General features: G+C 67.6%; 16 protein-coding genes. 11 read left to right on the top strand and 5 right to left on the bottom strand.

The features are described 5' to 3' along the window. Positions 1 to 148 precede the first annotated feature (148 nt). The 3 genes from LVJ94_24460 to LVJ94_24450 are packed head-to-tail and all read left to right on the top strand — an operon-like array spanning position 149 to position 5,648. Positions 149 to 1,438, top strand: a complete 1,290-nt coding sequence (locus LVJ94_24460) for a TolC family protein (protein WXB10367.1) — start codon at positions 149 to 151, stop codon at positions 1,436 to 1,438. Further along, positions 1,435 to 2,559, top strand: coding sequence for an efflux RND transporter periplasmic adaptor subunit (locus tag LVJ94_24455; GenBank protein ID WXB10366.1), 1,125 nt, complete (start codon positions 1,435 to 1,437; stop codon positions 2,557 to 2,559). The genes LVJ94_24460 and LVJ94_24455 overlap by 4 nt, the downstream gene beginning before the upstream one ends. Further along, positions 2,556 to 5,648 carry a CusA/CzcA family heavy metal efflux RND transporter gene (locus tag LVJ94_24450; GenBank protein WXB10365.1) on the top strand — a complete coding sequence of 1,031 codons (3,093 nt, stop codon included), beginning with the start codon at positions 2,556 to 2,558 and terminating at the stop codon, positions 5,646 to 5,648. Before LVJ94_24455 ends, LVJ94_24450 begins: the two co-directional genes overlap by 4 nt. On the opposite strand, the gene LVJ94_24445 is transcribed toward LVJ94_24450, so the two are convergent. Beyond that, positions 5,614 to 6,738 carry a pyridoxal phosphate-dependent aminotransferase gene (locus tag LVJ94_24445; GenBank protein WXB10364.1) on the bottom strand — a complete coding sequence of 375 codons (1,125 nt, stop codon included), beginning with the start codon at positions 6,736 to 6,738 and terminating at the stop codon, positions 5,614 to 5,616. The two genes, LVJ94_24450 and LVJ94_24445, sit on opposite strands and share 35 nt — an antisense overlap. A 98-nt stretch (positions 6,739 to 6,836) precedes the next feature. Between LVJ94_24445 and LVJ94_24440 the strand changes: the two genes are divergently transcribed. Beyond that, positions 6,837 to 8,270, top strand: coding sequence for a PLP-dependent aminotransferase family protein (locus LVJ94_24440; protein ID WXB10363.1), 1,434 nt, complete (start codon positions 6,837 to 6,839; stop codon positions 8,268 to 8,270). Here the strand turns inward: LVJ94_24440 and LVJ94_24435 are convergent. Next, a complete protein-coding gene (locus tag LVJ94_24435; protein ID WXB10362.1) occupies positions 8,254 to 9,372 on the bottom strand; it encodes a hypothetical protein in 1,119 nt (372 codons plus the stop codon). The two genes, LVJ94_24440 and LVJ94_24435, sit on opposite strands and share 17 nt — an antisense overlap. After that, positions 9,369 to 9,872 carry a hypothetical protein gene (locus LVJ94_24430; GenBank protein WXB10361.1) on the bottom strand — a complete coding sequence of 168 codons (504 nt, stop codon included), beginning with the start codon at positions 9,870 to 9,872 and terminating at the stop codon, positions 9,369 to 9,371. The genes LVJ94_24435 and LVJ94_24430 overlap by 4 nt, the downstream gene beginning before the upstream one ends. Before the next feature lie 225 nt (positions 9,873 to 10,097). Here LVJ94_24430 and LVJ94_24425 point away from each other — a divergent pair, with 225 nt between their 5' ends. The 3 genes from LVJ94_24425 to LVJ94_24415 all read left to right on the top strand — a co-directional run bounded on the left by LVJ94_24425 (position 10,098) and on the right by LVJ94_24415 (position 14,300). Continuing rightward, entirely contained in the window at positions 10,098 to 12,029 is a 1,932-nt protein-coding gene (locus tag LVJ94_24425) for a protein kinase (GenBank protein WXB10360.1), read from the top strand. 10 nt (positions 12,030 to 12,039) lie between these two features. Then, positions 12,040 to 13,062, top strand: a complete 1,023-nt coding sequence (locus LVJ94_24420; protein WXB10359.1) for a D-alanine--D-alanine ligase — start codon at positions 12,040 to 12,042, stop codon at positions 13,060 to 13,062. 125 nt (positions 13,063 to 13,187) lie between these two features. Beyond that, entirely contained in the window at positions 13,188 to 14,300 is a 1,113-nt protein-coding gene (locus LVJ94_24415) for a hypothetical protein (GenBank protein ID WXB10358.1), read from the top strand. Here LVJ94_24415 and LVJ94_24410 read toward each other — a convergent pair. Continuing rightward, entirely contained in the window at positions 14,263 to 15,210 is a 948-nt protein-coding gene (locus LVJ94_24410) for an MFS transporter (protein ID WXB10357.1), read from the bottom strand. The genes LVJ94_24415 and LVJ94_24410 overlap by 38 nt on opposite strands. Before the next feature lie 45 nt (positions 15,211 to 15,255). Further along, positions 15,256 to 15,492 (bottom strand): hypothetical protein, encoded by a 237-nt coding sequence (locus tag LVJ94_24405; protein ID WXB10356.1) that lies wholly within the window; start codon positions 15,490 to 15,492, stop codon positions 15,256 to 15,258. Positions 15,493 to 15,602: 110 nt separating this feature from the next. On the opposite strand from LVJ94_24405, the gene LVJ94_24400 reads away from it, so the two are divergent. The 4 genes from LVJ94_24400 to asd all read left to right on the top strand — a co-directional run bounded on the left by LVJ94_24400 (position 15,603) and on the right by asd (position 22,708). Beyond that, positions 15,603 to 17,210 (top strand): protein kinase, encoded by a 1,608-nt coding sequence (locus LVJ94_24400; GenBank protein WXB10355.1) that lies wholly within the window; start codon positions 15,603 to 15,605, stop codon positions 17,208 to 17,210. A gap of 5 nt (positions 17,211 to 17,215) precedes the next feature. Further along, on the top strand, positions 17,216 to 20,137 hold the full coding sequence (locus LVJ94_24395) for a DUF4175 domain-containing protein (GenBank protein ID WXB10354.1): 2,922 nt from the start codon (positions 17,216 to 17,218) through the stop codon (positions 20,135 to 20,137). After that, positions 20,134 to 21,708, top strand: coding sequence for a hypothetical protein (locus LVJ94_24390; protein ID WXB10353.1), 1,575 nt, complete (start codon positions 20,134 to 20,136; stop codon positions 21,706 to 21,708). The genes LVJ94_24395 and LVJ94_24390 overlap by 4 nt, the downstream gene beginning before the upstream one ends. A 109-nt stretch (positions 21,709 to 21,817) precedes the next feature. Next, on the top strand, positions 21,818 to 22,708 hold the full coding sequence (gene asd / locus LVJ94_24385) for an archaetidylserine decarboxylase (GenBank protein ID WXB10352.1): 891 nt from the start codon (positions 21,818 to 21,820) through the stop codon (positions 22,706 to 22,708).

Below are 22,708 nucleotides of genomic sequence, written 5' to 3'. Positions count from 1 at the left end.
ATTGCCGGGTGCTCGGTGCGCGCATCGGGCGATTTGCGGCCACGACGAAGGCTCGACGCTTAGATCGTCGCCGCGATGCATGGGGCCCGGCCTTTGCCTAGGGCCGGCCGCCCCGATGTCTCTTTCAAAACTGCGCGCCTCTCTTCTCATGGCTTGTGCATTCCTCGGCCCGCTGATCGAGCCGACCGCGGCTGCTGCGCGGGATGCGCCGTTGCAGCCTCCGGCGGTGCCTCTCGCCCTCGCGGACGTCATACGCCTTTCCATACTTCGCGATCCGCAAATCCAAATCGCCCTCGCCCATGTCGAAATGGCGAAGGGCGCCTACACCACGGCATCGCTCCTTCCCAATCCAGGTTTCACCGTGGATCGCGTCTTCGGCGCCCTGCCGGGCCGGCCCTTTAGCGAACAAAGGCCCGGCGGGCCCACGCAATACGACGTCATCGTCAATTATCAACTAGACACACTCCTGTTCGGCGAACGGTCCACGGCCATGGAAAGGGCCATGCGGGCCGTGGACGTTGCGACGGCGAATCATGCCGACGTGATCCGCCAGCGCGTGCTCGATGCGATTGGCGCTTACTACGATGTGCTGCAAACGAAGCTGGAGCTCGATCTTGCCCGAGATGCCGAAACGCAGACGCAGCGGCTTCGCGATATCACGCGTTCACGCGTCGCCCTCGGCAGCGTGGGATCCATCGAGGCGGATCGGACCGAGCTCGCGGTTCTCGCCGCGAACCGTGAGGTGCTTCGAGCCACCGCGGAAGTGGACAAGGCGCGGGCGCGGTTGCGCGCCCGCGTGGCCGTGCGTCCCGACGAGCCGGACGTCGACGCCGTCGGAAACCTCGACGTGGTCGCACCGCGGCCACCGCCCACCCTTGCGTTCGTGCTCGAACGCGCCGAGCACGCACGCCCGGACTTTCTCGCTTCCCGACGCGGTGTGGATCTGGCTTCGGCCAACGTCGCCGCCGAGCGCGCGCAAGCCTTTCCGCAATTGGCCATTGGCACCGGCCTCAGTTACCAACGACAAATAGGCGTTCCGGACGCGCCAGGCTGGCAGATTGCACTCTCGGGAACCATACCGCTCTTCGATCGGAATCAGGGCAACATCGCGGGGGCTCGCGCCGGTTTGCAGCAGGCACGCGACCAACTTCGCGCCGACGGTCTGGCCCTTCGCGCCGACGCCGAGCAGGCGCTTCGCGAGTATCAAGTCAGCTACGACATCGTCTCGAGGGACGACGCCCCCACGCTGGCTGCCGCCGCCGCTGCGCGCGACAAAGTCCAAGAGTCGTATCGATTGGGGGGACGCACCTTGCTCGAGGTACTCGATGCCCAGCAAGCCTACCGGGACGCTTACCGCCTCAGTATCGAGGCGCGCGCCGGTTTCTTCAAGGCTCTCCATGCCCTCAATGCGGCGATTGGAAACCAGGTATTGCCATGACCGAACGAATCACCCATCTCGTAAGTTGGGTCATCACGGGCCTCGTGCTCGCCGCGCTCATCGCGTTCCTCGCACGAAGCAAGCCTCCCGTGCTCGATGGGACGGCGCCACCACCGAATGCGCTCGGTGCGGTTCGCGTCCTCGGGCCTGGGCGGCTCCACATCGAGGCCTCGAGCCCGCTGCGTGCCAAGCTCGCCGTGCGCGAGGTGACGGCCGAGCGCTCGACGGCGCCGTTGCTCGAGGTGACCGGCTCCGTGCTGGCGCGTCTGGAGCAGGGACACGGGCCGCCGGAAACGCGATGGCAATTCGCCAGCTCGGAGTTGCTTGGCGCTTACGCCGAGTGGAGCAAGTCGGGGCACGAGGTCGCGTTCGCCGGCAAGCAGCTCGACACCACGCGCCGCCTCGACGGTGCGAAGGTCGACGCCCAGACCAAGGTCGTCGATCGTCTGAGCAAGTTGGTCCAGGCCGGGTCCGACTCGCCGAAAGACTTGGCCGTCGAAGAGACCAACTTGATCCAGACGCGGCTTGAAGGACAGAAGGGCGTCCACGAGGCCGAAACGGCGCTGCGAACCGCCGAGCGTGGCCGGGCTGCCCTCGCGCGGCAGCTCGAACAGGCGGGGCTCGACCCCGAGCTTCTCGGCACCGTCGCGAACGGGAGCGCCGTCCTGGTGGCCGAGGTGCCGGAATCGAAGGCCGAGCGTGCGCGGGAGGGCCAGACGGCCACGGCAAGCTTCTACGGCGTCCCCGGCGTGTCGTTCACCGGCAAAGTGCGGCGCATCTCGCCCACGGTCTCGAAGGAGCAACGGACCCTGCGCGTTCTCGTGGAGCTCGACGATGCCCAAACGCGGCTTCGCCCCGGGATGTTCGCCGACGTGGGGCTCGGCACCGACGCGCGGACCGCCATCCGCGTGCCCGCCGACGCCGTCCTCCACGTGGGCCGCTCCGACTATGTGTTGATCGCCGCCGGCCCGGAGCAATGGACCGTGACCCGCGTCGTGGCCGGCGAGTCGCGGGGGGCCGACATCGAGATTCTCGACGGCGTTCCCGCGGGCGCGGGTGTGATGGGCGCCGGGGCCATTTTGCTCAAACCGTTCGTGGTCGAGGCGGCGAAGAACCTATGATTCCGTTCATCATCCGGCAGGCACTTCGCTTCCGGGCCCACGTCGTGACTCTGGCGATGGCCATCGCCGGTTGGGGCGTGTGGGCGACGACGCAGCAGAAAGTCGACGCGTATCCGGATATCTCCGCGCAAATGGTCCAGGTCATTACGACCTATCCTGGTCGGGCATCGGAGGACGTCGAGCGCCAGGTCACGATTCCCGTCGAAATCGCGATGCGCAACGTGCCGCGCGTAGCCACGGTTCGTTCGCGCACGATTTTCGGTTTGTCGGTGGTGCAGATGATCTTCGAGGAGGGAGTCGAGAATTATTGGGCGCGCCAGCGCGTCCAAGAAAAGCTCGGGACCCTGCAGCTCCCTGGCGACGCGTCACCGGATCTGGGGCCGATGGCCACCGCGTACGGCGAGATCTTTCGATATGAAATCGTCTCCGACGGGGGCCAGAATGCGATGGACCTGCGGACGCTGAACGACTGGGTGGTCATCCCGCGGCTGCTTCGCGTTCCCGGTGTGGCCGACGTCTCGAACTTCGGCGGCTACGCCAAAGAGTACTCCATCGTCTTCAAGCCGGCGCAGCTGCAGCGCTATGGTCTGTCGGTCCACGACGTGGTGGCCGCCGTGCAGTCGAACAATGCGAGCGCCGGAGGGAGCGTCATTCCCCGCGGCAGCATGTCCTTCGTCATCCGCGGCAAGGGCGCGCTGCAGAGCCTCGAGGAGATGCAGACCATCTTCGTGAAGTCCGTCGCCGGCACCCCGGTCTACGTGCGGGATGTCGCCGACGTGCAGCTCGGCTATCCGGTGCCCTCGGGCATGTTCAGCAAGGACCGCGTCGACGAATCCCTCGAAGGAATCGTGCTGATGCGCAAAGGCGAGAACCCCTCGGAGGTGCTCGCGAGCGTCAACGACGCGGTCGCCGAATTGAACGCGTCGCGCTTGCCCGAAGGAGCTCGCATCAAACCGTACTACGACCGCACCTTGCTCGTGCGCAGCACCATGTACACGGTCACGCACAGCGTGCTCACGGGCGTCACACTCGTCGTGCTGGTGCTCGTCTTTTTCCTCGGGCGCCCCGCGGTGGCTCTGCTGGTCGCGCTCACCATTCCATTTTCCTTGTTGGTGGCCATGGCGCTGATGCGCATGGCCGACATTCCCGTGGGCCTTCTGTCCATCGGGGCCATCGACTTTGGCATCATCGTCGACGGCTCGGTCATCATGGCGGAAAATATCGCGCGCAGGGTGGGGGAGCTGCCCAAGCCGGTGTCGCGGCGGAGCGTCCTTCGATGCATCCGCGAGGCCGCGCTCGAGGTCGAAAAGGCGCTCTTTTTGTCCATCTTTCTCATCATCGCCGCGTACTTGCCCTTGCTCACCCTGCGGAGCATCGAGGGCCTCTTGTTTCGCCCATTGGCGCTCACCATCATCTTCGCGTTGGCGGGCGCGCTGTTCTTTGCCCTGGTGGTCACCCCCGTGCTGGCGACATTCTTACTTCGGTTTGGATACGACGAATGGGAAAACCCTATTCTGAAATGGTTCAAGCCCATGTACGCGCACTGGGTCGAGGTGTTGCTCCGATGGCGCTACCAGGTGGCGGTGGGGACTGCGGGCGTATTCCTGGTGCTCATGGCCTTCGTGGCGCCGCGTCTCGGCACACAGTTCTTGCCGTACATGGACGAGGGGGTCATCTGGGTTCGGGTGAATTGCCCGGAGGGAACGTCCTTGACGCAAACCGCGTCGTACGGTGGCCGCTTACGCGAGATCGCGCTCGAGTTTCCGGAGGTGGACTTCATCGTCGTGCAGACGGGACGCAACGACAGCGGCACCGATCCGTTTCTCCCCAGCCGTATGGAAATGATGATCGGCCCCAAGCCCGTCTCGACACGCTTTCACACGAAGCGAGAGCTCCTCGCGGCCTTGAGAAATCGCTTTGGCGAGGAATTTCCCACCCTTCGATTCAATTTCACACAGCCGATCATCGACAGTGTCACCGAAGACACGAATGGCACGTCAGCCAACCTGGCCGTCGAACTCTTGGGCGACGATCCGGCCGTGCTCCTGGTTCTTGCCGGAAAAGTACGCGACCTCCTGAGAACTGTGCCCGGGGCCGCCGATGTGGCCATCGAGCAAGAGGGCCCGCAACCGCAGCTGGTCATCGAACCCGATCGCGCGCTCTGCGCCCGGTACGGCGTGAACGTCGACGACGTGAACCAGATGATCACCACCGCACTCGGCGGCAGCCCGATTGGCGCCCTCTACGAAGGCGAGCGGCGGTTCGACATCACGGCAAAGTTCGACCGGGAGGCGCTTCACTCGCCCCAGGCCATCGGGCGCCTGCCGGTCTACGCGGTGGGCGGCACCCCGATCCCGCTCGGGCAGATCGCCCGCATCGACATCCTCGACGGTCAGACAATCATCGCGCGCGAAAACGGCCGGCGCCGGATCACCGTGCGCACCGACATCGTGGGGCGCGATCAGGGGGGCTTCGTGAAGGAGGCTCAAGCGCGCTTCGCCAAGGAGATCGCCGTGCCCTCGCACTACTCCGTCGAATGGCTCGGCATGTTCGAAAATCTGGCGCGGGCGCGTGAGCACTTCACCTTGCTCATTCCCGTGACGGTGGGTGCCATTTTCGTCGTTCTGCTGATGTCCTTTCGCTCGATCCGGACGGCGTTGATTCTGCTGTTGCCCATTCCATTCGCGCTGATGGGCGCCACCGTGGCCCTCTACGTGCGCGGCATGAACATCGACGTATCGACCGGGGTCGGATTCGCCACCGTGTTTGCCGTCTCGATCATGGACGGCGTGCTCATGGTGCGGGGCATCCTCGCCTATCGGCAGCAAGGCCACTCCATCGACGAGGCGATTGTGCTGGGACGGCTGACACGCCTGCGCCCGATTTTGATGACGTCCACCGTGGCCATTCTGGGCCTGCTCCCCGCCTCGTTGGCGACCGGATTGGGATCCGATGTGCAGCGGCCGCTGGCCACGGTGATCATCTGGGGACTCTCCAGCTCCACGCTTCTCACGTTGTTCGTGGTCCCCGTCTTTTACCGAATCTTCGTGCCGGTCACGTTGCTGCGCATCGAACGACCGCCGCGGTGAGCTTTGCGAGGGCGGCTTCCAGATCGGGAATGCTCATGAGGCCGAACCCCACGCGAAACACGCGGGCCTCGTCCCCGAACCAGGTGCCGTTGGCCACGCGCACGCCCTCGGCCGAGAGCGTCTCGTAGAAGCGCCGCACGCGCGCCTCGTCGAAGGCCGCGGGGGAAAGGCGCGCGCAGCTGAGGGCACCGGCGCTCGGGCGAACCCAATCGACGAGGCCCGCATTGGCGCGAGCCCATGCGGCGGTGCGCTCGAGTCCCTCCGCCAGCACGCGCCGGCGTGCGCCGATGATGCGCTCGCGTTGCTCGAGGACCTTCACGGCCAGCGCTTCGTCCAGCGCCGAACACGAGATCACCGTGTTGAACTTGCCGGTGACCAAGCGTTGGCGCAGGTCGCGGTCGCGCGTGATGGCCCACCCGATGCGCAAGCCGGGCGCGCCGTGGCACTTGGAGAGCGCGGCGACGGTGACGACCTTGGGGCCGAGCGCGATGGCCGGCGGAGCCAGCGGATCGTCGCCATAGACGGCCTCGCGGTACGTCTCGTCGACGAGCAGGTGCGCGTCGGGGCATCGCTCGCGCATCGCGGCGAGAACGGCCTCCAGCGTGCTCCGTGCGATGGCCACGCCGGATGGATTGTGCGGGGAGGCGAGGCTGACCAGCTTCGTCTTTTCCGAGAGCTTTTTGCGAAGCTCCTCGACGTCGAGCACGTAGCCGCACTCGAACGACAGCCGCACCGTGTGAACGTTCGCGCCCACCGCCTCGAGGACATTGCGCGCCAGCGGAAAACAAGGCGTGTTGATCACAGCTTCGTCGCCGCGGTTCACGAGCAGAAATGCCAATAGAAAAAGCGCGTGGATGCTCCCCACCGTGATCACCACGTCGTCGGGGCTCACCCCGTGCAATTCGGCAATGCGTGCGCGAAGCCGCGCATCGCCTTCGGGCGTCGTGTATGCGAGCAAAAGCTCGCGCACGCCTTCGCCACCCTCGAGCAGCTCGCCCAGTCGCAAATCCGGCCCCACGCTTTCGGCGAGTTCGTACCGCGGTGCTTCACTGAGCAGGGAGATGAGATCGTTATCGGGAAATCGTGCCATCGGGATTTCTCCTCCTGCTCTCCGGTGTACGGCTTCGAGTGCCTCGATAACAGTTACAGTTTATTGAAATTGTACCCATAACAGTTATCCTGGGAACCGTGCGCGCCGATCCCGTTCATCGCTACGAAGAGTTGGCCAATTTCATCACCCGCCTCGTGGACACGGGCACCTTGCGGCCTGGTTCACGTGCGCCGTCGCTGCGGCAGATCAGCGAGCAACGCAAAACGAGTCTCTCCACCGCCCTGCAGGCGTATCGCCTGCTCGAAGATCGCGGCGTCCTCGAGGCGAGGCCGCAGTCGGGCTTTTACGTGGCGCGCCGAGGAACCGTCGTTTCCCTGAAAACGCCCGCGCCCTCCAAGCCACCGGGCAAGGCCGTCCGCGTGGCCGTCTCCGGCGTGCTGCTCAAGCTTCTCGAATACGCGTCCGATCCGCGCCTCGTCCCGTTGGGGTGCGCCATCCCCAGCAAGGAGCTGCTCGGGGCAGGCCGGCTCGATCGCTTCCTCGCGCGCGCGGCCCGCCGGAAGGGCGTCGAGTACAATGTGTATACTGCACCCAAAGGCGATGCCGACCTGCGGCGCGAAATTGCGCGCCGGGCGATGCGCTGGGGGCAGGCGCTCTCGCCGGACGATATCCTCATCACGAATGGCTGTACCGAGGCGCTCACCATCGCGCTGTCCACGGTGGCGCGCGCGGGAGACGCCGTGGCCATCGAGTCGCCGACGTATTTCGGCTTGCTCCACCTTCTCGAGGCGATGAACCTCAAAGCCCTTGAGCTCCCGACGGACGCGGTCAACGGGATCGATCTCGGCGCGTTGGAGAAGGCGCTGGCCAGCCAATCGATCAAAGCGTGCCTCTTTGCGTCGAGCTTCAACAACCCGCTCGGGTGCACCATGTCGGACGGCAAAAAGCGCGAGGTGCTCGAGCTGCTCGGCCGCTACGGCGTCCCGCTCATCGAGGACGACATTTACGGCGACGTGTACTTCGGCAAGGAGCGCCCGCGCCCGTTCATGGCGCTCGATAGCAAGGCCAATGTCATTTACTGCAGCTCCTTCTCCAAGACGGTTGCGCCGGGCTACCGCATCGGCTGGCTGGTGAGCAACCGGCACATGGAGAGGGCGCTCGAGCAGAAGTTCGCCATCTCGCTTTGCGGTCCGGCGTTGCCGCAGCTCGCCCTGGCGGATTTTCTCGCCTCGGGAGGGTACGACAGCCATCTGCGGCGGGTGCGGCGCACCTTCGAGGACAACGTCGACCAGATGATTCGGGGCGTCGAGCGCAGCTTTCCCAAAGGGACGAAGATCACGCGGCCCGCCGGCGGGTTCGTGCTCTGGTTGGAGCTGCCCAAGGGCCTCGTCGCGCGCGAGCTATTCGACGCGGCCCTCGCCAAGGGCATTTGCTTCGTGCCCGGGGACGTCTTCTCCGCGAGCACGCGCTTCTCCAATTGCCTTCGACTGAGCTGCGGCTACACGTGGTCCCCGCGCATGGAGAACGCCGTGAAGACGCTGGGTCAGCTCGCGCTCAGTCTTTTGGCGTAACGAAGACGACGTCGATGCGCGCATTGCGTGCGCGCAGCTTGGCGTCCGTGGGATCGACCACCGGGGTGCGGGTGCCGGCAACCTCGCCGCGAACCCGCGTGGAGCTGGCCGCCGAGGCGATGGTCTTGGCGGCGGTGTCGGCGCGCTGTTTGTCCTGGCCCGCCTCTTGTGCGCTCGGCGCCGTGGCATCGTGCACGACGACCTGCACCGCGAGGTTCGGATGCGCGCCGAGGACGCGGCCCAGCTCTTTGAGCTTGCCCTCGCCGTCGGCGTTGAGCGCGCTCTTCGAGAAAGCGTCGCGCAAGGTGACGACCACGCCGCGTTCGTCCCGTACGGGCGACCAAGTGCCGGATGCGGAGAGCTCGGAGAGCAGCGCATCCGCTTGCCCGGCGCCCGCGCGCTCGGCGGAGCGTCGCACCTTGGTGAGCACGGCCAGGCACGCGACCCGCGCATGCGTGGCGGCGTCGATGGGGACGGGGCGCGGAGTGCCCTCGAGCTTTTTCTCGATGTCCGACGCCTCTTTTTCGGCCTCCGCGAGGCCCTCCAAGGTCGGCGACAGGAGCCGCGCCGCCCCGCACAAGAGACGGGCTTGCGTGGCCAGCGAGCGCGCGGCCAAAAGACGCGCGGCCTCGCGCTGCGGATCGGCCGGGCGGCTCGAAGGGACCAGCGACTCCTGCGCGAGGGTCAGCCGTCGATCGAGCTCGGCGCCTTCGCGATCCACGTCGATGCGGGCCTGCGCCAGGCGGCGGGCATCGGCCTGCGCCGTCGTGCGTGCGGTTTGCGCTTTCGTCTCATCCGACTGCGCCCGTGCAAGTCGCGCCAGCACGGTCGCGTGCTCGTACGAGGCGAGGGCATGCTCGGCGTAAAGGCGCGCCGCCGTGTCGTCGCCGTCATCGTGCGCTTTCTTGGCCAGCGCCCGATCGCGCTCGGCAACACCGTATTCCTGAGGTGCAAGGGTCGCTGCTTCACGGGCGCCCGGGGTGCTGCGTGCACGCTCGACGGCATCGAGCACGCCCAGGGCACCGCGTTGGGAGCCGCTGCCACCGCACGCCGCCGAGAAAGCCAGCGGCCACGCCAGGAGAATCCATATCGATCGCTTCACGGCTGACGTCCTTTCGCCGGGGCCTGCGCCTTCGACGCTTTGGGAGCGCCCGCATCGCGCGTGGCGCTGGGGGACGTCTTTTCCGGCTCTTGCTTCTTCTCGCGTTCGGCGGCCTCGACCTGGGCACGCAGACGGCCGTTCTGCGCGATGCCCTCGTCGAGAAGGGCGCGTTCCCGTTCAACCTCGGCGCCCGCATCGTCGGCGGCACGGCGCGCCTCGATGGCACGCTTTTCGAGCTCGACCGTCCGGACCAGATCGCGTCCGACCTCCGCCCATTCGCGGGCCACGCTGTCGGCGAGCTTCGCGTGGGGCTCGTCGCCCTCGGCCCGCATTTTCTGGCCTTGTTCCAGGTATTGCCGGGCACGGCGGACGACGTCCGCGGTCAGCGCTTTGTTGGCGGCATTGCCCTCGAGCTCCGCGATGAGACTCTCGGCCCGCGCGCGGTCACTTTGTCCCGATGCAGCATGGGCCACCGCGGCCAGCAATACCAATAGGACCATAAGGCCTGCCCACGCCCACCAAGGGGGGGGCTTCCTTCCTCGTTTTCCTCGACCGCGTTGCTCGCGCATGGCTCCGGATGTGCCCTTCGTTCCGACATCCGTCAATGGGGTCATTGGGCGGAACTTGGACAATGCATCCGATGACCGGGAGACATCGCGCGTTTTTTACGAGAAATCTTGCGCCGATTAGGCCGATGCAAGCAATCCGTGGTATCCCATGAGGCAATGTCGGTTGGGGCCGAACAAGGCCAAGAGGGCGGAATGGAGGCGCTCGGGGTGGGCAGCCCCACCTCGACCTTCGGGAAATATCATCTGTTCGCGACCCTTGGCCGCGGCGGCATGGCCGATGTGTTTCTCTCGATCGCCCGCGGTCCGATGGGTTTCAACAAACTCGCGGTCATCAAGCGGCTGCGGTCGAACCTGGCCGACGATCCCGGCTTCCGCACCATGTTCCTCGACGAGGCCCGCCTCGCCGCGCGGCTGAATCACCCGAACATCGTCCACACGTACGAGGTCGGTGAGAAGGACGGCAATTACTTCATCGCGATGGAATACTTGGAGGGCCAGTCGCTCAACAAGATCATCCGCGAGGCCGTCAAGCGCAACGACGTGTTCGACCAGTCCTTCTGCGCCCGCATCATTTCGGACGCGCTGGCCGGCCTGCAATGCGCGCACGACTTGGCCGACTACGACGGCCGGCCGCTCAACATCATTCACCGCGACGTCAGCCCCCACAATGTGTTCGTCACGTACGGCGGGCAGGCCAAGCTGGTCGACTTTGGCATTGCCAAGGCGGCGCTGAGCTCCACCGAAACGGAGATTGGCGTTCTCAAGGGCAAGGTCGCGTACATGTCGCCCGAGCAGGCCGTGGGCGGCCACATCGATCGGCGGGCCGACATCTTCGCCATGGGCATCGTGCTCTGGGAGCTGCTCACGCGGCAGCGCCTCATGACCGGCGACTCGGCCGCGAGCACCTTGCACCGGCTACTCCATTTGCCCATTCCCGCCGTGTCGTCGGTGCGGCCGGACGTCGATCCGGAGCTCGACGCCATCGTGGCGCGCGCGCTGGAGAAAGAGCCCGAGTTTCGCTTTCAGAACGCCCAGGAAATGCGCGATGCGCTGGACAGCTTCCTGGTCTCGACGGGCAAGCAGGTCCGCCAGGACGAGATTGGCCGCAAGGTCAGCGCGATGTTTTCGCGGGTGCGCGAGGAAGTGCAGAAGCAGATCCAAGCGCACATGGCCAAGGTCACCGCAGCGACGACCACCGAGGAGCTCGCGGCGCTCAATGCCGAGGCGATTCGCCGCTCGGGCAACGGCGGAATGGGGGCCTCGCCGTCCACCGCGCACCTGATGAAGCTGAGCACGGGCGGCGGCAGCGGCAGCGGCATCGTGCCGAACTTCACCGGCAGCGGCTTCGGACACGAGCGCGCGAGCAATCCCTCGCAGCTTTCGCATCCGTCGCAGCTCTCGCATCCGTCGCATGCGCACTATTCGCGATCGTCGCACTCGCACCCCGCCTACGCGCAAGAGCAACTGCCGCAGAAGAAGAGCCGTGTGGTGGTGCTGCTGCTCACCGTGCTCGTGGCCGTTCTCAGCCTGGCCGTGGTCTTTCTCTACGTGCAGAAGGACAGCGGCTCGAAGGGGGCCAAAGAGGGCGACGCACCGGCGAAGACGGCAGAGACCACCGCAGCCGGTCCGGTGACCGCACCGAGCGCCGTCACCGCGGCCACGCCCGTCATCCCCGCGCCGGCGGCCACGCCCATCGTGCCGGGCATCGTGGCGCCGGACGCCAATTCTTCAGGTGCCAAGGGCGGCGAGGTCGCCCGCAAACCGGTTTACGGTGGCGGCGGGCGCAAGAGCAACCCGCAGCCGCAGAACAATCCGCAACCGCAGAGCAACCCGCGCGCGCCGCCAGCCCCGACGGCGCCAAGCGCGCCGGAAAAAGCGGACGACGGCTTTCTCTCGCTGGATACCATTCCGTGGACCAAGGTCAGCGACGGCGGGCGAACGTTGGGGACCACCCCCATCCTGCGCGTACCGCTCTCCGCAGGTTCGCACACGCTCACGTTGGAGAACCCTGACGAGGGCATCAAGCAGACGTTCACCGTCACCATCAAGGGCGGGGAGACGGTCAACAAGCGGCTCGGCTTGAAGTAACGTGGGCTTCATGTCCACGGAAAACACGAACAAGAAGCTGCGCGTTGCTGTCATCGAAGGAGGGCCCTCGTCGGAGGCCGGCGTGAGCCGTGCGTCCGCGGCGTCCGTGCGGGAGGCGCTCACGGAGGCCGGTCACGACGTGACCCGGCTCGAGCTCGACACCGGCATTTTCGAGGCGCTGCTTCGCGGCAAGTTCGATGTGGTGCACCCGGCGGTGCACGGCGCCGTGGGCGAAGACGGGTGTCTGCAGGGCGTGCTCGAGGTCCTGAACCTCGCGTACGTGGGCTCCGACGTGCGGGCGAGCTCCGTGGCCATGGACAAGGTCTTCGCGCGCAAGGTGTTCCAATTGGCCGAGCTGCCCGTGGCTCAGGGCATCGCGCTTCATCGCGATCAAGAGGAGTCACCGCTCGCCGCGGCCGAGTTTGCGCGCAAGCTCGTGGGGCAAGCCGTGGTGGTGAAGCCCGCGGCCAGCGGCTCGGCGGTGGGCGTCAACCGTCACGAGGCCGATGCTCCGCACGAGGAGGTGGCCGCGTCGATCGACGGCGTGTGGCAGCTCGGCGACGTGGCGCTGGTGGAGCACTTCGCGCGCGGGCGCGAGGTCACCTGCGGGGTGGTCGATCTGCATGGCGAAGAGGCGTATGCGCTCCCGCCGACCGAGATCATGGCCCCGAACGACGCGTTCTACACGTTCCAGGCGCGCTATGCGCCGGGGCGAAGCGTGCATGCCTGCCCGGCGCCGCTCGGCGACGAGCTCACGAAGCGCGTGCAGGATCTCGCGGTGCGCGCCCACAAGGCGCTGGGCTGCAGGGATCTGTCCCGGGTCGATTTCGTCGTGGGCGATGGCACCGATGCTTCGGCCGTCATCGTGCTCGAGGTGAACACCTTGCCAGGCTTCACCAAGACGAGCCTCTACCCGGAGGCGGCGGCGGTCGTCGGCATCCCGTTCCCGCGCTTGTGTGACGCCCTCGTCACCAGCGCCCACCGGCGTGGACCAAGCCGCCGCAACGCGCCCTTGGCCTTCCCCGGAGCATAAGGCGCTCGCTCCGTCGACGAAGCACCCAAGCGTTGGCGCGCTCCGTGCGTCTCAAGAGCGGAGCCGTTTTTCCCTGCTATATCGTAGGGTAGGCGGCGACTGCCTCGAGCTTCGCAGGCCTTGCCATGCAGCGCGACTCCCTTTTCAACGAAGCGATCCTCTGGCACGGGCGTCCACGCATCGTGCGGGCGCCCTTCGCCGCCCGGCTGCTCGCCGTGGTCAGCGCGGTCGTTTCGTTGGTGACGCTCTCCTTTGCCATCACGGCGGCGCTTTCCCTGCGGGCGCACGTCGGAGGGATGATCCTCTTCGCCGTGTGGTGCGCCTCGATTGCGCTGCTTGGCTGGAGGCTCCCGCTCGTGTGGCGCGGCGGCGTGGAGTACTTCATCACGGAAAAGCACATCATCTGGAAGCGCGGTCGCATGCGGCGCACCATGGATCGCTCGGCGATCAGCTACGCCGTCATCCGCTGGGATCCGCGCGAGCCCGACGTGGGCGATCTCATTTTGGTCCGCGCGGTGCCCACCGGTGCCTTGCGGCGCACCTTGAAATTGACCTTGTCGGGCGTGACGGCGCCGGATCGGCTCTGGGCCATCGTGCGCGGCATGACGCCGTGCGCGCCCCTGGGGCAGGGAACGCGCCCGCTGGGCCAGCGCCTCGATCCGGACGAGCGGGTCGTGTGGAGCGGCATTCCGCTGGCCTCACCCTGGACGGCCCGGCGGGTCGGAACGGCGATCATCTCGCTCGTCGTGTCCATCTCCGCGGTGCACGTGCTCGTGCGCGCCGTGCCCTCGATCGGGCGCGTGTTGCGCCTGCACACGTTGCCGCCGGCCATGGCCGCGCTGCTCATTTTCGGGGTGGGGCTCACCGTGCTCCTGCTCGCGGCGGTGGCCCTCGGCGTGGCCTACGCGTCGCTCGTGCGCCCCGTGCTCCTCGCGCGAAAGACGCTGTACGCCGTCACGGATCGCCGTGTGCTCATCCGCCGCGATCGCGAAGAGTTGCACCTGGAGCGCGGCCGCATTGCCTACGTCATCGCGGCGCCCGCGCGCGGGCTGCACGACGTATTTCTCGTGCTCGATGGCCCGCAGGCGCGCGCGCTCGCATCGAGTGGCGCATTTGCGAGCTTCGGCCGCGAGGAAGGCGAGGGCTCGCTGGTGCCCGTGTTCGCGCGCATCGAGGATGCGGAAACCGTGGGGGAAATCCTCACGCCGCCGCTGCCTGGCCTGCGCGACGCGGCGTGAGCCCGAGAAAAATGACCATCGCGGACGCGGCGGCGAGCAAGGCCATCTGCCACCCGAGCGCCTGCGGGCTCTCGCCGCCGACCTTGGCCACCACGTAGCCCGAGAGCGATCCGGCGGTCATCTGCAGAAAGCCAATGATCGCCGACGCCGTTCCCGCGATGTCGGGCACCGGATCCATCGCCATGGCCGCGGCGCTGGGGCCGACGAGCCCGAGGCCGAAAAAGCAGCCGAGGACCGGCGCCATCAGCCCGAGCACGCCTGACCATGGCGCGTGAACCAGCGCAAGCAGCAACAGCGCCGCCCCCAAGAGCACCGCGCCTCCGATCCGCACCACGCGGCGCGGCGTTCCGCCCTTCAGAAGGCGCGCCCCCGTGGCGGATCCGGCCATGAGCGCGAGTGCGGTTGCGCCGAAATAGAAGCCGTAGTGTGCGGGTTTCACCTGGTAGCCGCCAATGAGCACGAAGGGCGATCCCGAGATGAACGCGAACTGCGCGGCGAAGCCCAGGGCGATGACCAGCGCCGGCCGCGGCGCCTCCTTGGTGCGAACGAACCGCGCGAATCCCGGCGCAATCGCGGCGAAGGAGAAGGGCTTTCGCTCGGGCAGCGTCTCCTCCAGCGAGAGCACCGTCATGGAGGTCAGTCCGACCCCGAACACCGCGAGGGTCGTGAAAATGGCCCGCCACCCGAGGTGCGTGAGCAAAATTCCGCCGATGAGCGGCGCGACCATCGGCGCGATGGCCAGGACGGCCATCATCGTGGCGAAAAGGCGGGCCGCAGCCGACCCCTCGTGCGTATCACGGACCATGGCGCGTGCGATGACGGTGCCGGCGGCGGCGCCGGTACCCTGGACGAAGCGAAAGGCCACCAGAACGGTGAGGCTCGTCGTGGCGGCGCATGCGACACCGGCCAAGGAAAAAACGACCAACCCCGTCAAAAGCACCCGCCGGCGCGCCGGTCAGGTAGGCGCGTCGGAAATGTATCCCATGATGAGCTGGCCGACGGCATACCCGAGCAGGAAAAGGCTCAGCGTGAGCTGCGTCCGGTCCGAGGGCACCGAGAACTCCCGCATCAACGTCGGCTGCGCGGGAAGGCTCATGTCGATGGACATGGCCGTCGTGGCGGTCAACGCCGACAGCGAGCCGATCCAGCGCGGCGATCCGACGCGCGCTGGGAAACGCAAGGATGTCGTCATTCAGGAGCCTTTTGCCCGCTCCCGCTCCCCCTTCCGCTCCCGAGGTCGAGAAGATCGGGCGCGGGATCGGGATCGGGAGGGGGAGGGAACGGGGTCTGAGGTATAACGCGATGGTGGCCGGAGTTGGATACCTCGTCAGCTCGAAGTACCGCCTCGTTCGTCTCCTGGGCGACGGCGGAATGGGATCGGTTTACGAGGCGCTGCACGAAGTCCTGGGCACGCGCGTCGCGATCAAGTTGCTCCACCCGGAGCTTGCCCATCGGACCGGCCTCATCGACCGGTTCATGCAGGAGGCGCGGGTCGCCGCGCAGATCCAGAGCCCGCACATCGTCCAGGTGACCGACGTCGACCGCACGCCGGAGGGCGTGGCGTACATCGTCATGGAGCTGCTCCAGGGCGAGGCGCTGTCGAGCGTGCTCGAGCGCGAGCGCAAAGTCCCCATCGCGGTAGCTTGCGAGTACACGAAGCAGATCCTCGAGGCCCTGGAGGTCGCGCACGCGTTGGGGGTCACCCATCGCGATCTCAAGCCGGAGAACGTGTTCGTCACCTTCGTGGCCGGCAAGCCGGTGCTGAAGTTGATCGACTTCGGCATCGCGAAGTTCCGCACCAGTGAGCCAGGCGTGACGCCGAAAAACCTCACCGTGGCCGGCGTGGTGATGGGAACGGCGGAGTACATGGCGCCCGAGCAGGCGTATTCGGCAGACCGCGCGGATGCGCGTTCGGACATCTACGCCGTGGGCGTCATGCTGTACGAGATGATCGCGGGGGTTCGTCCGGTCGAGGGCGATGCGGACGCGCGCATCATCGCCGCCCGCGTGGAGCAGGGTGACGTGAAGCCCTTGGTGCACGCCGCGCCGGACGTGCCGCGCGAGCTGGCCGGCCTCGTGCACCGCGCGATGGCGGCACGCCCGGAGCTTCGTTTCGCGAGCGCGACGGAAATGCGCATCGCGTTGGAAAAGGTGTCCCTCGCGCCGGACGCGGGGCGCGTGCCCACGAAGAAGGTGGCGGCCGTGCCGGCGCCTGTTGCGATTCCCGCCGGCCCCGGGACCGTGCTGGGCGCCCCGGCCGAAGCCGTGTTCGCGGCCAGCGCAGGCACGAGCGCGCCGGGGTCGACGGTCCTCGGGCCGCCGCTGCCCGCTCCCTATCCGGCGCAGGCGGTGATGCAGGCTCCTCCGCCGTATTCGCCCCCGCAGGGTTACGAGCGGCAGGTGCCGGCGCCGCGGCATTCGGGAACCCGGGGCAGCCGTGCGTGGCTTTGGGTGCTCTTGCCGGTGGTTCTCGGGGTGGGCGGCGTCATCGCGTATGCGGCCACCTCGTGGCAGGAGGAGAGCGCCTCGCCCAGCGTGCCGACCACCCCGCCGACCTTGCCGGTCACCGCCCAGGCGTCGCTTTCGGCCACGGCGCCGGCGGCAACGACGACCCCGCCGTCGAACACCGTGGCCCCGTTGGTCAACGCCACCACCGCCGCACCTCGACCGACGCCGCATCCCTCGAGCAAACCCTCGTCCACGCCGCCGCCCTCGGCGTCGGGCAGCGGAGGCGCGGTCCCGTTTCCGTCGGTGTCGCTGCCGCCGATCACCTTGCCGAGTGGCTTCCCCACCACGCTGCCGAGTGGGTTCCCCACGACGTTGCCGAGCGGCTTTCCCACGGCCATTCCGAGCACGCTTCCGCCCATCCCGCCGGTGCCGCCGCCGTATCCGCCGCCGGCCTCTTCGTGACGGACATGAAGGCGCCCGAGTCACCGCCGTCGAACCTCTTTTCTCCCTTGCGCCCCCTCTCCGAGGCATGGCTTCGCGCCGTGCGCACGCCGCGCGAGCGCGCGGTGGTGGGCTTCGTGGTTCTCGCCGTCGTTGCGGGGATGCTCGTCGCGCGAAAAGGGACACTGGGATGGCGCGGGGCGGCGGCCGCGTTGATCGTCGGCGTGGTGGGCCTCGTCCTTGCGGCGCGCCAGCGCGAGAAGCGCATCTGGTCCGATCCCGCGCGCATCATCCGCCGCATTGCCGTACCCGTCGATCCAGACCGCGCCCAGCGCGCCCTGCGTGCCCTCTCGCTGGTCACCCGGGACGGTGACACGGCGAGCGGCACCTCCGCCCCCCTCGCGCGGCTGCACGTGGAGCGCACCATCGCGGCCTTGCCGAGCGATCGCATCGTCGTCGGGGCCGCTCGGCAGGCGCTTCATTTCGGCATCGCATCGGGCGTCTTCGGCGCGGTCGTGCTTGCGCTGGCCATCTTTCGCCCGTGGGCCATCCTCGAGGGGGCCGACGTCCTCGTGGCCAGGCGCGGCGTGGCCCCGGTGTCGATGCAGTGGCTCGACGATCTGCAAATGGTGGCGCGGCCGCCGGAGTACCTGCACCTCGAGGAGTACCACGAGCGCGCGTACGAGCAGGTCTCCCTGCACCGGGGCACGCTCGTCACGTTCATCGGCATGCCGGCACACGACGGGCGCCGCCTCTTTTTGACCGATGGCGCGAACGAGATCCCCTTCGCCGACGACGGTCACCATCGCCTGGTGGCACGCTGGCCGCTCGGCGAGAGCGTCACCCTGCGCGTGGTGGCGCGCTTCGGCGACGTCATCATCCAGGAACCCGACGCGACCGAAATCGTATCCATTGCGGATCGCGCGCCCGATGTGGTCCTCGAGGGCGCCCCGCGCAAGATCCTCCTCGCCTCCGAAGAGGTCAGCGAAATCCCCATTCGCTACACGGTCTCCGACGACCACGGCCTGCGCGAGGTGCACCTCGTGCTCCGCTCGGGCGCCCGCGAAGAGCGACGCGTGCTCGCGCGCCTCGATGGGGAGACCCGCAGCGATCGCGGTGGCCACGTGCTCAAGACGACCGATCCGTTCGTGAAAAAGAGCCACGCCCCCGTCGAGGTGCGGGTCGAGGCGAAGGACAACGATCCGGTCACCGGCCCCAAATGGGGCTCGAGCGCGGCCATCACCTTGATCCCGCCCGAGGTGGGCGAGCCCGAGGCACGCCGCATCGATTCGCTGCGCAAACTGCGCGACATCCTGGTCGACACGCTCGGGTGGCGCATCGGGCACGAAATCCCCAAGGCCCCGGCCGATCGCAAAGTGTACACGCGCGATCTGCTCAAGGGGGCCGACGACAGCGCGGATTTCCTGGAGGCCACGTTGAGCGGCTCGTACGCCGGGGCGCGCGTCCCGTCGCGCTTGCAGGCGATTCTGCGCGGGCAGATGCGCAAGGTGCGCTTGGCGGTGGACGCCGAGGTGCGCGCGCCCAACAAGGCGAAGCACGATGCAACGGTGAAGGCGACGGAGCGCATCGTCTTGGTGGTGGACGCCGTGCTGCGCGGCCTCGGGCAACGCGACGCGCGTGAAACCGCGCGCCAGTTGGCCGATGTCGCCGAGGAGCTTGCGCTGGGCATCGCCGAGATGGCGCGGCACACCGATCCGGCGCCGGGCAAGGTCCCCTCGGATCGGGTGGACGCGGCGGCGGAGGTGCTCGCGGGCGGAGGCCGGTCGCTCGTGCAACTGGGCACGCTGGGGCACGATCTCGGCGAGATCGTCGGCGCGTACCTGCTGCGCGTGGCGCGCGCCCGCAAAGAGGGCGATCTGCACCATGCCGAGCTGGCCGCGCGCGATTTGGCGGCGCGCTTGCGGCAGCCGGATCCGTCGTTCGGTGCGAAGGGGCGCTCGGGCCGTGCCGGCGGTGAGTCGGGCGGTGGGCGCGGCACGGAGGCCGGGGATCCGGGGGATTCACCCGATGATGCGGAACAAGCCTTCAACGAGGCGGCGCAGGAGCTCGAGCGGCTGGCGCAGGATCACGCGGGCGGGATCAACAACGTGGAGCAGGCGCTCGCCGGCGCAGGGAGCGACGAAGAGATGAAGCAGATGGCCGAGGAGGCGAAGAAGCACGCCCAGGCCGTGCGCGAGGCGACGAAATCGCTTCCGACCATCGGCGCGGGCAGCGACTCCTGGACGAGCAAAGGCGCGGCGGCGCGCGAGCACGGCGAGCAGATGGCGCGTTCGCTGGAGCACGGAAACCCCGCGGATGCGGTGGCGAGCGGCCGCAATGCGCTGCAAGCGCTGGAGGAGGCCAAACGCACCGCCGCGCGCGAGCGGTGGTCGATTTTCTCGCCGGCGGACAACGAGGCCGAGAAGAAGATCGACGAGGCGCAGAAGAAGCTGGAGCCCGAGGTGAAGTGGGCCGAGCAAAAGCTCGAGGCGATGCGTCAGCGCGCGGCCGAACGCGCGCGCGAGCAGCTCTCCAAGGAGGGCGACGAGGAAGACAAGCGCGCCGAGCGTGCGCAGAAACTGGGCGAAAAAGGCCGCGACCAAGGCGTGCCGCCGCCGGCGCTCGACTCGCTGGATGCCGCGGAAAAGGCCGCGCGCGAAGCCGCGCGTGCGCTCAAGCGCGGCGAGGCCGACAAGGCCCTCGAGCGACAGCGCGAAGCGCAGCGGATGCTCGAGATGGCCAAGGAGGCGCTCGGCAGCAACAGCGGGGAAGGGGAGCGCGAAGGCCAGGAGGGAGAGCCCGCGAACGATCACGCCGACATCCCCAAGGCGGACGCCCACAAGGGGCCGGAAGAGTTCCGCCGCCGGGTCATCAAAGGATTGGGCCAAACCGGCAGCGGCAAGAACCGCGACGCCGTTCGCCGCTACGCGGAGGGGCTCTTGCGATGAAACGAAGCGCAGCAGCTTTCTTCGTCTCGGTGGCCGTGCTCGCGGCCGGCAACGGTGTGCGGGCGGATGGGCCGGACGAGCACGCGGGGCGGGCGCAGGAGTACATCCTGGCCAACGACTTCGACGAAGCCCGCAAGGAGCTCGCACGCGGCAAGCCCGACGACGTGGGCATCGCCACCGAGCGCGCGCGCCTTGCGCTGTACGAGGCCGATTGCGACGGCGCCTTGGTCACCCTCAGCTCGCCCGACGTCGCCAAGACCGAGCAGGGGGCCATGCTCGCCGACATCGCGCGCGGCTGCGCCCGCGTCACGGCCGCCAACGTGCTCGAGGAGGACCACGACCAGGGCGTGTGGATCCGCTACCAAGACGAAAATGATCGCGCCCTCACGCCGCTGATCATCGAGACCGTGGTCAAAGCGCGCGAGGCCCTCACGCGCGATCTCGGTGCGACGTGGCCGAAGCCGACGCGCATCGTCGTCGTGCGCGATCTCTTGTCCCTCTCGGCGATGACCGGCCTCCCGTACGAGTCCGCGCAAACCACCGGCACCGTGGCCGTGGCCAAGTGGGGCCGCGTGACCTTGCTCTCGCCGCGCGCGAGCATCCATGGCTACTCGTGGCGCGACACCGTGGCGCACGAGCTCACGCACCTTGCGGTCACGCGCGCCACCGTCGATCGCGCACCGCTTTGGCTGCAGGAAGGCGTGGCCAAGCGCGAAGAGGTGCGCTGGCGCGAGCCGGGTCCTTTCGACGACCGCCCGTCACCCGATGCCATCGCCGCGCGCGGCATCGAGCTGAAACTCGATCTACCGCTGGACAAGCTCGGCCCATCCATCGCCATGCTCCCCAGCGCCGATGCCGCGCTCGTTGCGTTTTCCGAGGTCGCCAGCTTCGTCCGCTTCTTCGCCTCGAGCACGCCCCCCGGCTCGCTCGAGCGCCTCTTCGCGGCGCTGCGCGATGGAAAAGAGCCCGATAGTGCGCTTGAAATCGCGAGCTCCGGCAATTTGAAGCAGTGGGATACCAAGTGGCGCGCCTATCTCCAATCGAAGCCCAAGGAGCCGTTGCCGCCGCTTCTCTCGCTGGGCAAAGAGCCGGCGCCGAACCCGAAGGCGCCGTCCCTGCGCGAGGTGCGCGAGCGCATGCGCCTGGCCGAGCTGCTCCTCGCGCGCAAGCACCCGACCGAGGCCCTGAGCGAGCTCGAACGGCTGCAGCTCGTAGGGGCTGCTGGCGCTCCGCAGGACGATCCCAGCTACCGCTACCTCCGCGGGCGCGTGCTCATGGCGCTGGCCGACCCGGGTCGCACGAAGGAGGCAGAGGTGCTCTTTCAGGATCCAAAGGAGGTCCTCTCCTCCTACGGCCCGTGGTGGGCGCTGCGCGGAGTGCTGGCGCGATCGCGCAACGACGAGGCGATTGCGGAGCCTTCTTTTGCCGAGGCCGTGGCCACGGACCCTTTCGATGTCGAGGCAGCCTGTGAGACCCTCGATGCCGATTCTCCTACCCCCCCATCCAAGGACCCAAGCCCCTTATGTCAGAGCGCGCGCGCATGGAAAGTTCCAAGTGGAACAGAGGATTGAGGCATTTGACCGACTCGGTGACGGGAAGGTACCATCGTAAGCAAGTGGATTCTTCGCCGGCTCACTTCACGGGCGCGGTGCAAGGCTTCGCGGAAATACTGCGCGCCTGATGATGAGTGCACTCACCTTCGCCACCGCACAGCTTCTGCGAGTCCTACCGCGCGCTGGAATCAGCCGCGTGATGGGAAAGCTCGCAGAGCATAGCTGGTCCTCCCCCGTCGGCCGCGCCGTGGTTGGCCTGTATTCGCAGGCGTACGGCATCACGCTCGACGAATGCACGAAGACCGACGGCTGGTCCTCGTTCGACGAGTTTTTCACCCGCACCCTGCGCGACGGTGCTCGTCCGATCGACCCCGATCCGCGCACGGTGGTCAGCCCGGCCGACGGCCGGCTCGACTCCATCGCGCGCGTCGATCCCGGGCGGCGCTACCTCGTCAAAGGGCGTCCCTACAGCGTGGATGAGCTGGTGGGCGATGCCGACGAGGCCAAGCGTTTCGCGGGTGGCGGCGGATGTGTCGTCTATCTCTCTCCGCGCGACTACCACCGCGTGCACGCGCCCGTGGGCGGTGTCATCCGCGAGATCCGTTCACTGCCGGGCGATTATTACCCCGTAAACGCGATCGGCATGAAGCATGTGCCGAACCTGTTCGTCCGCAACCGCCGCGTGGCCATCGCCATCGACACCCCGCCCGAGACGGGGCTGGGCCGTGTGACGGTCGTGATGGTGGTCGCCATCGTCGTGGGCCGCATCACGGTCACGGGCATCGATGCGAAAGACGTTCCGCTGGGCGTTCACACGTTCGACCCACCGCTCGAGGTGAAGAAAGGTGACGAACTCGGTATTTTCCACCTGGGGTCGACGGTCGTGATGTTTTTGGAGCCTTCCGCATTTGGCTTCGTCGCCAAGGAAGGCCCGATACTCTATGGCCAGAGCTTGTCTCACGGGTCCTTGTCGCCCGAGAACGGCGCGACAGACGGCGTGCCGGCCATAAGGGAGTGA

Source organism: Sorangiineae bacterium MSr11367, assembly GCA_037157805.1.
Classification (GTDB): domain Bacteria; phylum Myxococcota_A; class Polyangia; order Polyangiales; family Polyangiaceae; genus Pendulispora; species Pendulispora rubella.
Note: the sequence above shows the minus strand (reverse complement) of the source record. Positions and strands in the feature narration are given on the sequence as shown.

Bases quoted from the DNA above. Each gene is read 5' to 3' on its own strand.
- LVJ94_24390 (WXB10353.1), top strand. From the start codon at position 20,134: ATGAAACGAAGCGCAGCAGCTTTCTTCGTCTCGGTGGCCGTGCTCGCG.
- LVJ94_24455 (WXB10366.1), top strand. From the start codon at position 1,435: ATGACCGAACGAATCACCCATCTCGTAAGTTGGGTCATCACGGGCCTC.
- LVJ94_24460 (WXB10367.1), top strand. From the start codon at position 149: ATGGCTTGTGCATTCCTCGGCCCGCTGATCGAGCCGACCGCGGCTGCT.
- LVJ94_24405 (WXB10356.1), bottom strand. From the start codon at position 15,492: ATGACGACATCCTTGCGTTTCCCAGCGCGCGTCGGATCGCCGCGCTGG.
- LVJ94_24450 (WXB10365.1), top strand. From the start codon at position 2,556: ATGATTCCGTTCATCATCCGGCAGGCACTTCGCTTCCGGGCCCACGTC.
- LVJ94_24415 (WXB10358.1), top strand. From the start codon at position 13,188: ATGCAGCGCGACTCCCTTTTCAACGAAGCGATCCTCTGGCACGGGCGT.
- LVJ94_24400 (WXB10355.1), top strand. From the start codon at position 15,603: ATGGTGGCCGGAGTTGGATACCTCGTCAGCTCGAAGTACCGCCTCGTT.
- LVJ94_24425 (WXB10360.1), top strand. From the start codon at position 10,098: ATGTCGGTTGGGGCCGAACAAGGCCAAGAGGGCGGAATGGAGGCGCTC.
- asd (WXB10352.1), top strand. From the start codon at position 21,818: ATGATGAGTGCACTCACCTTCGCCACCGCACAGCTTCTGCGAGTCCTA.
- LVJ94_24445 (WXB10364.1), bottom strand. From the start codon at position 6,738: ATGGCACGATTTCCCGATAACGATCTCATCTCCCTGCTCAGTGAAGCA.
- LVJ94_24430 (WXB10361.1), bottom strand. From the start codon at position 9,872: ATGGTCCTATTGGTATTGCTGGCCGCGGTGGCCCATGCTGCATCGGGA.
- LVJ94_24395 (WXB10354.1), top strand. From the start codon at position 17,216: ATGAAGGCGCCCGAGTCACCGCCGTCGAACCTCTTTTCTCCCTTGCGC.
- LVJ94_24420 (WXB10359.1), top strand. From the start codon at position 12,040: ATGTCCACGGAAAACACGAACAAGAAGCTGCGCGTTGCTGTCATCGAA.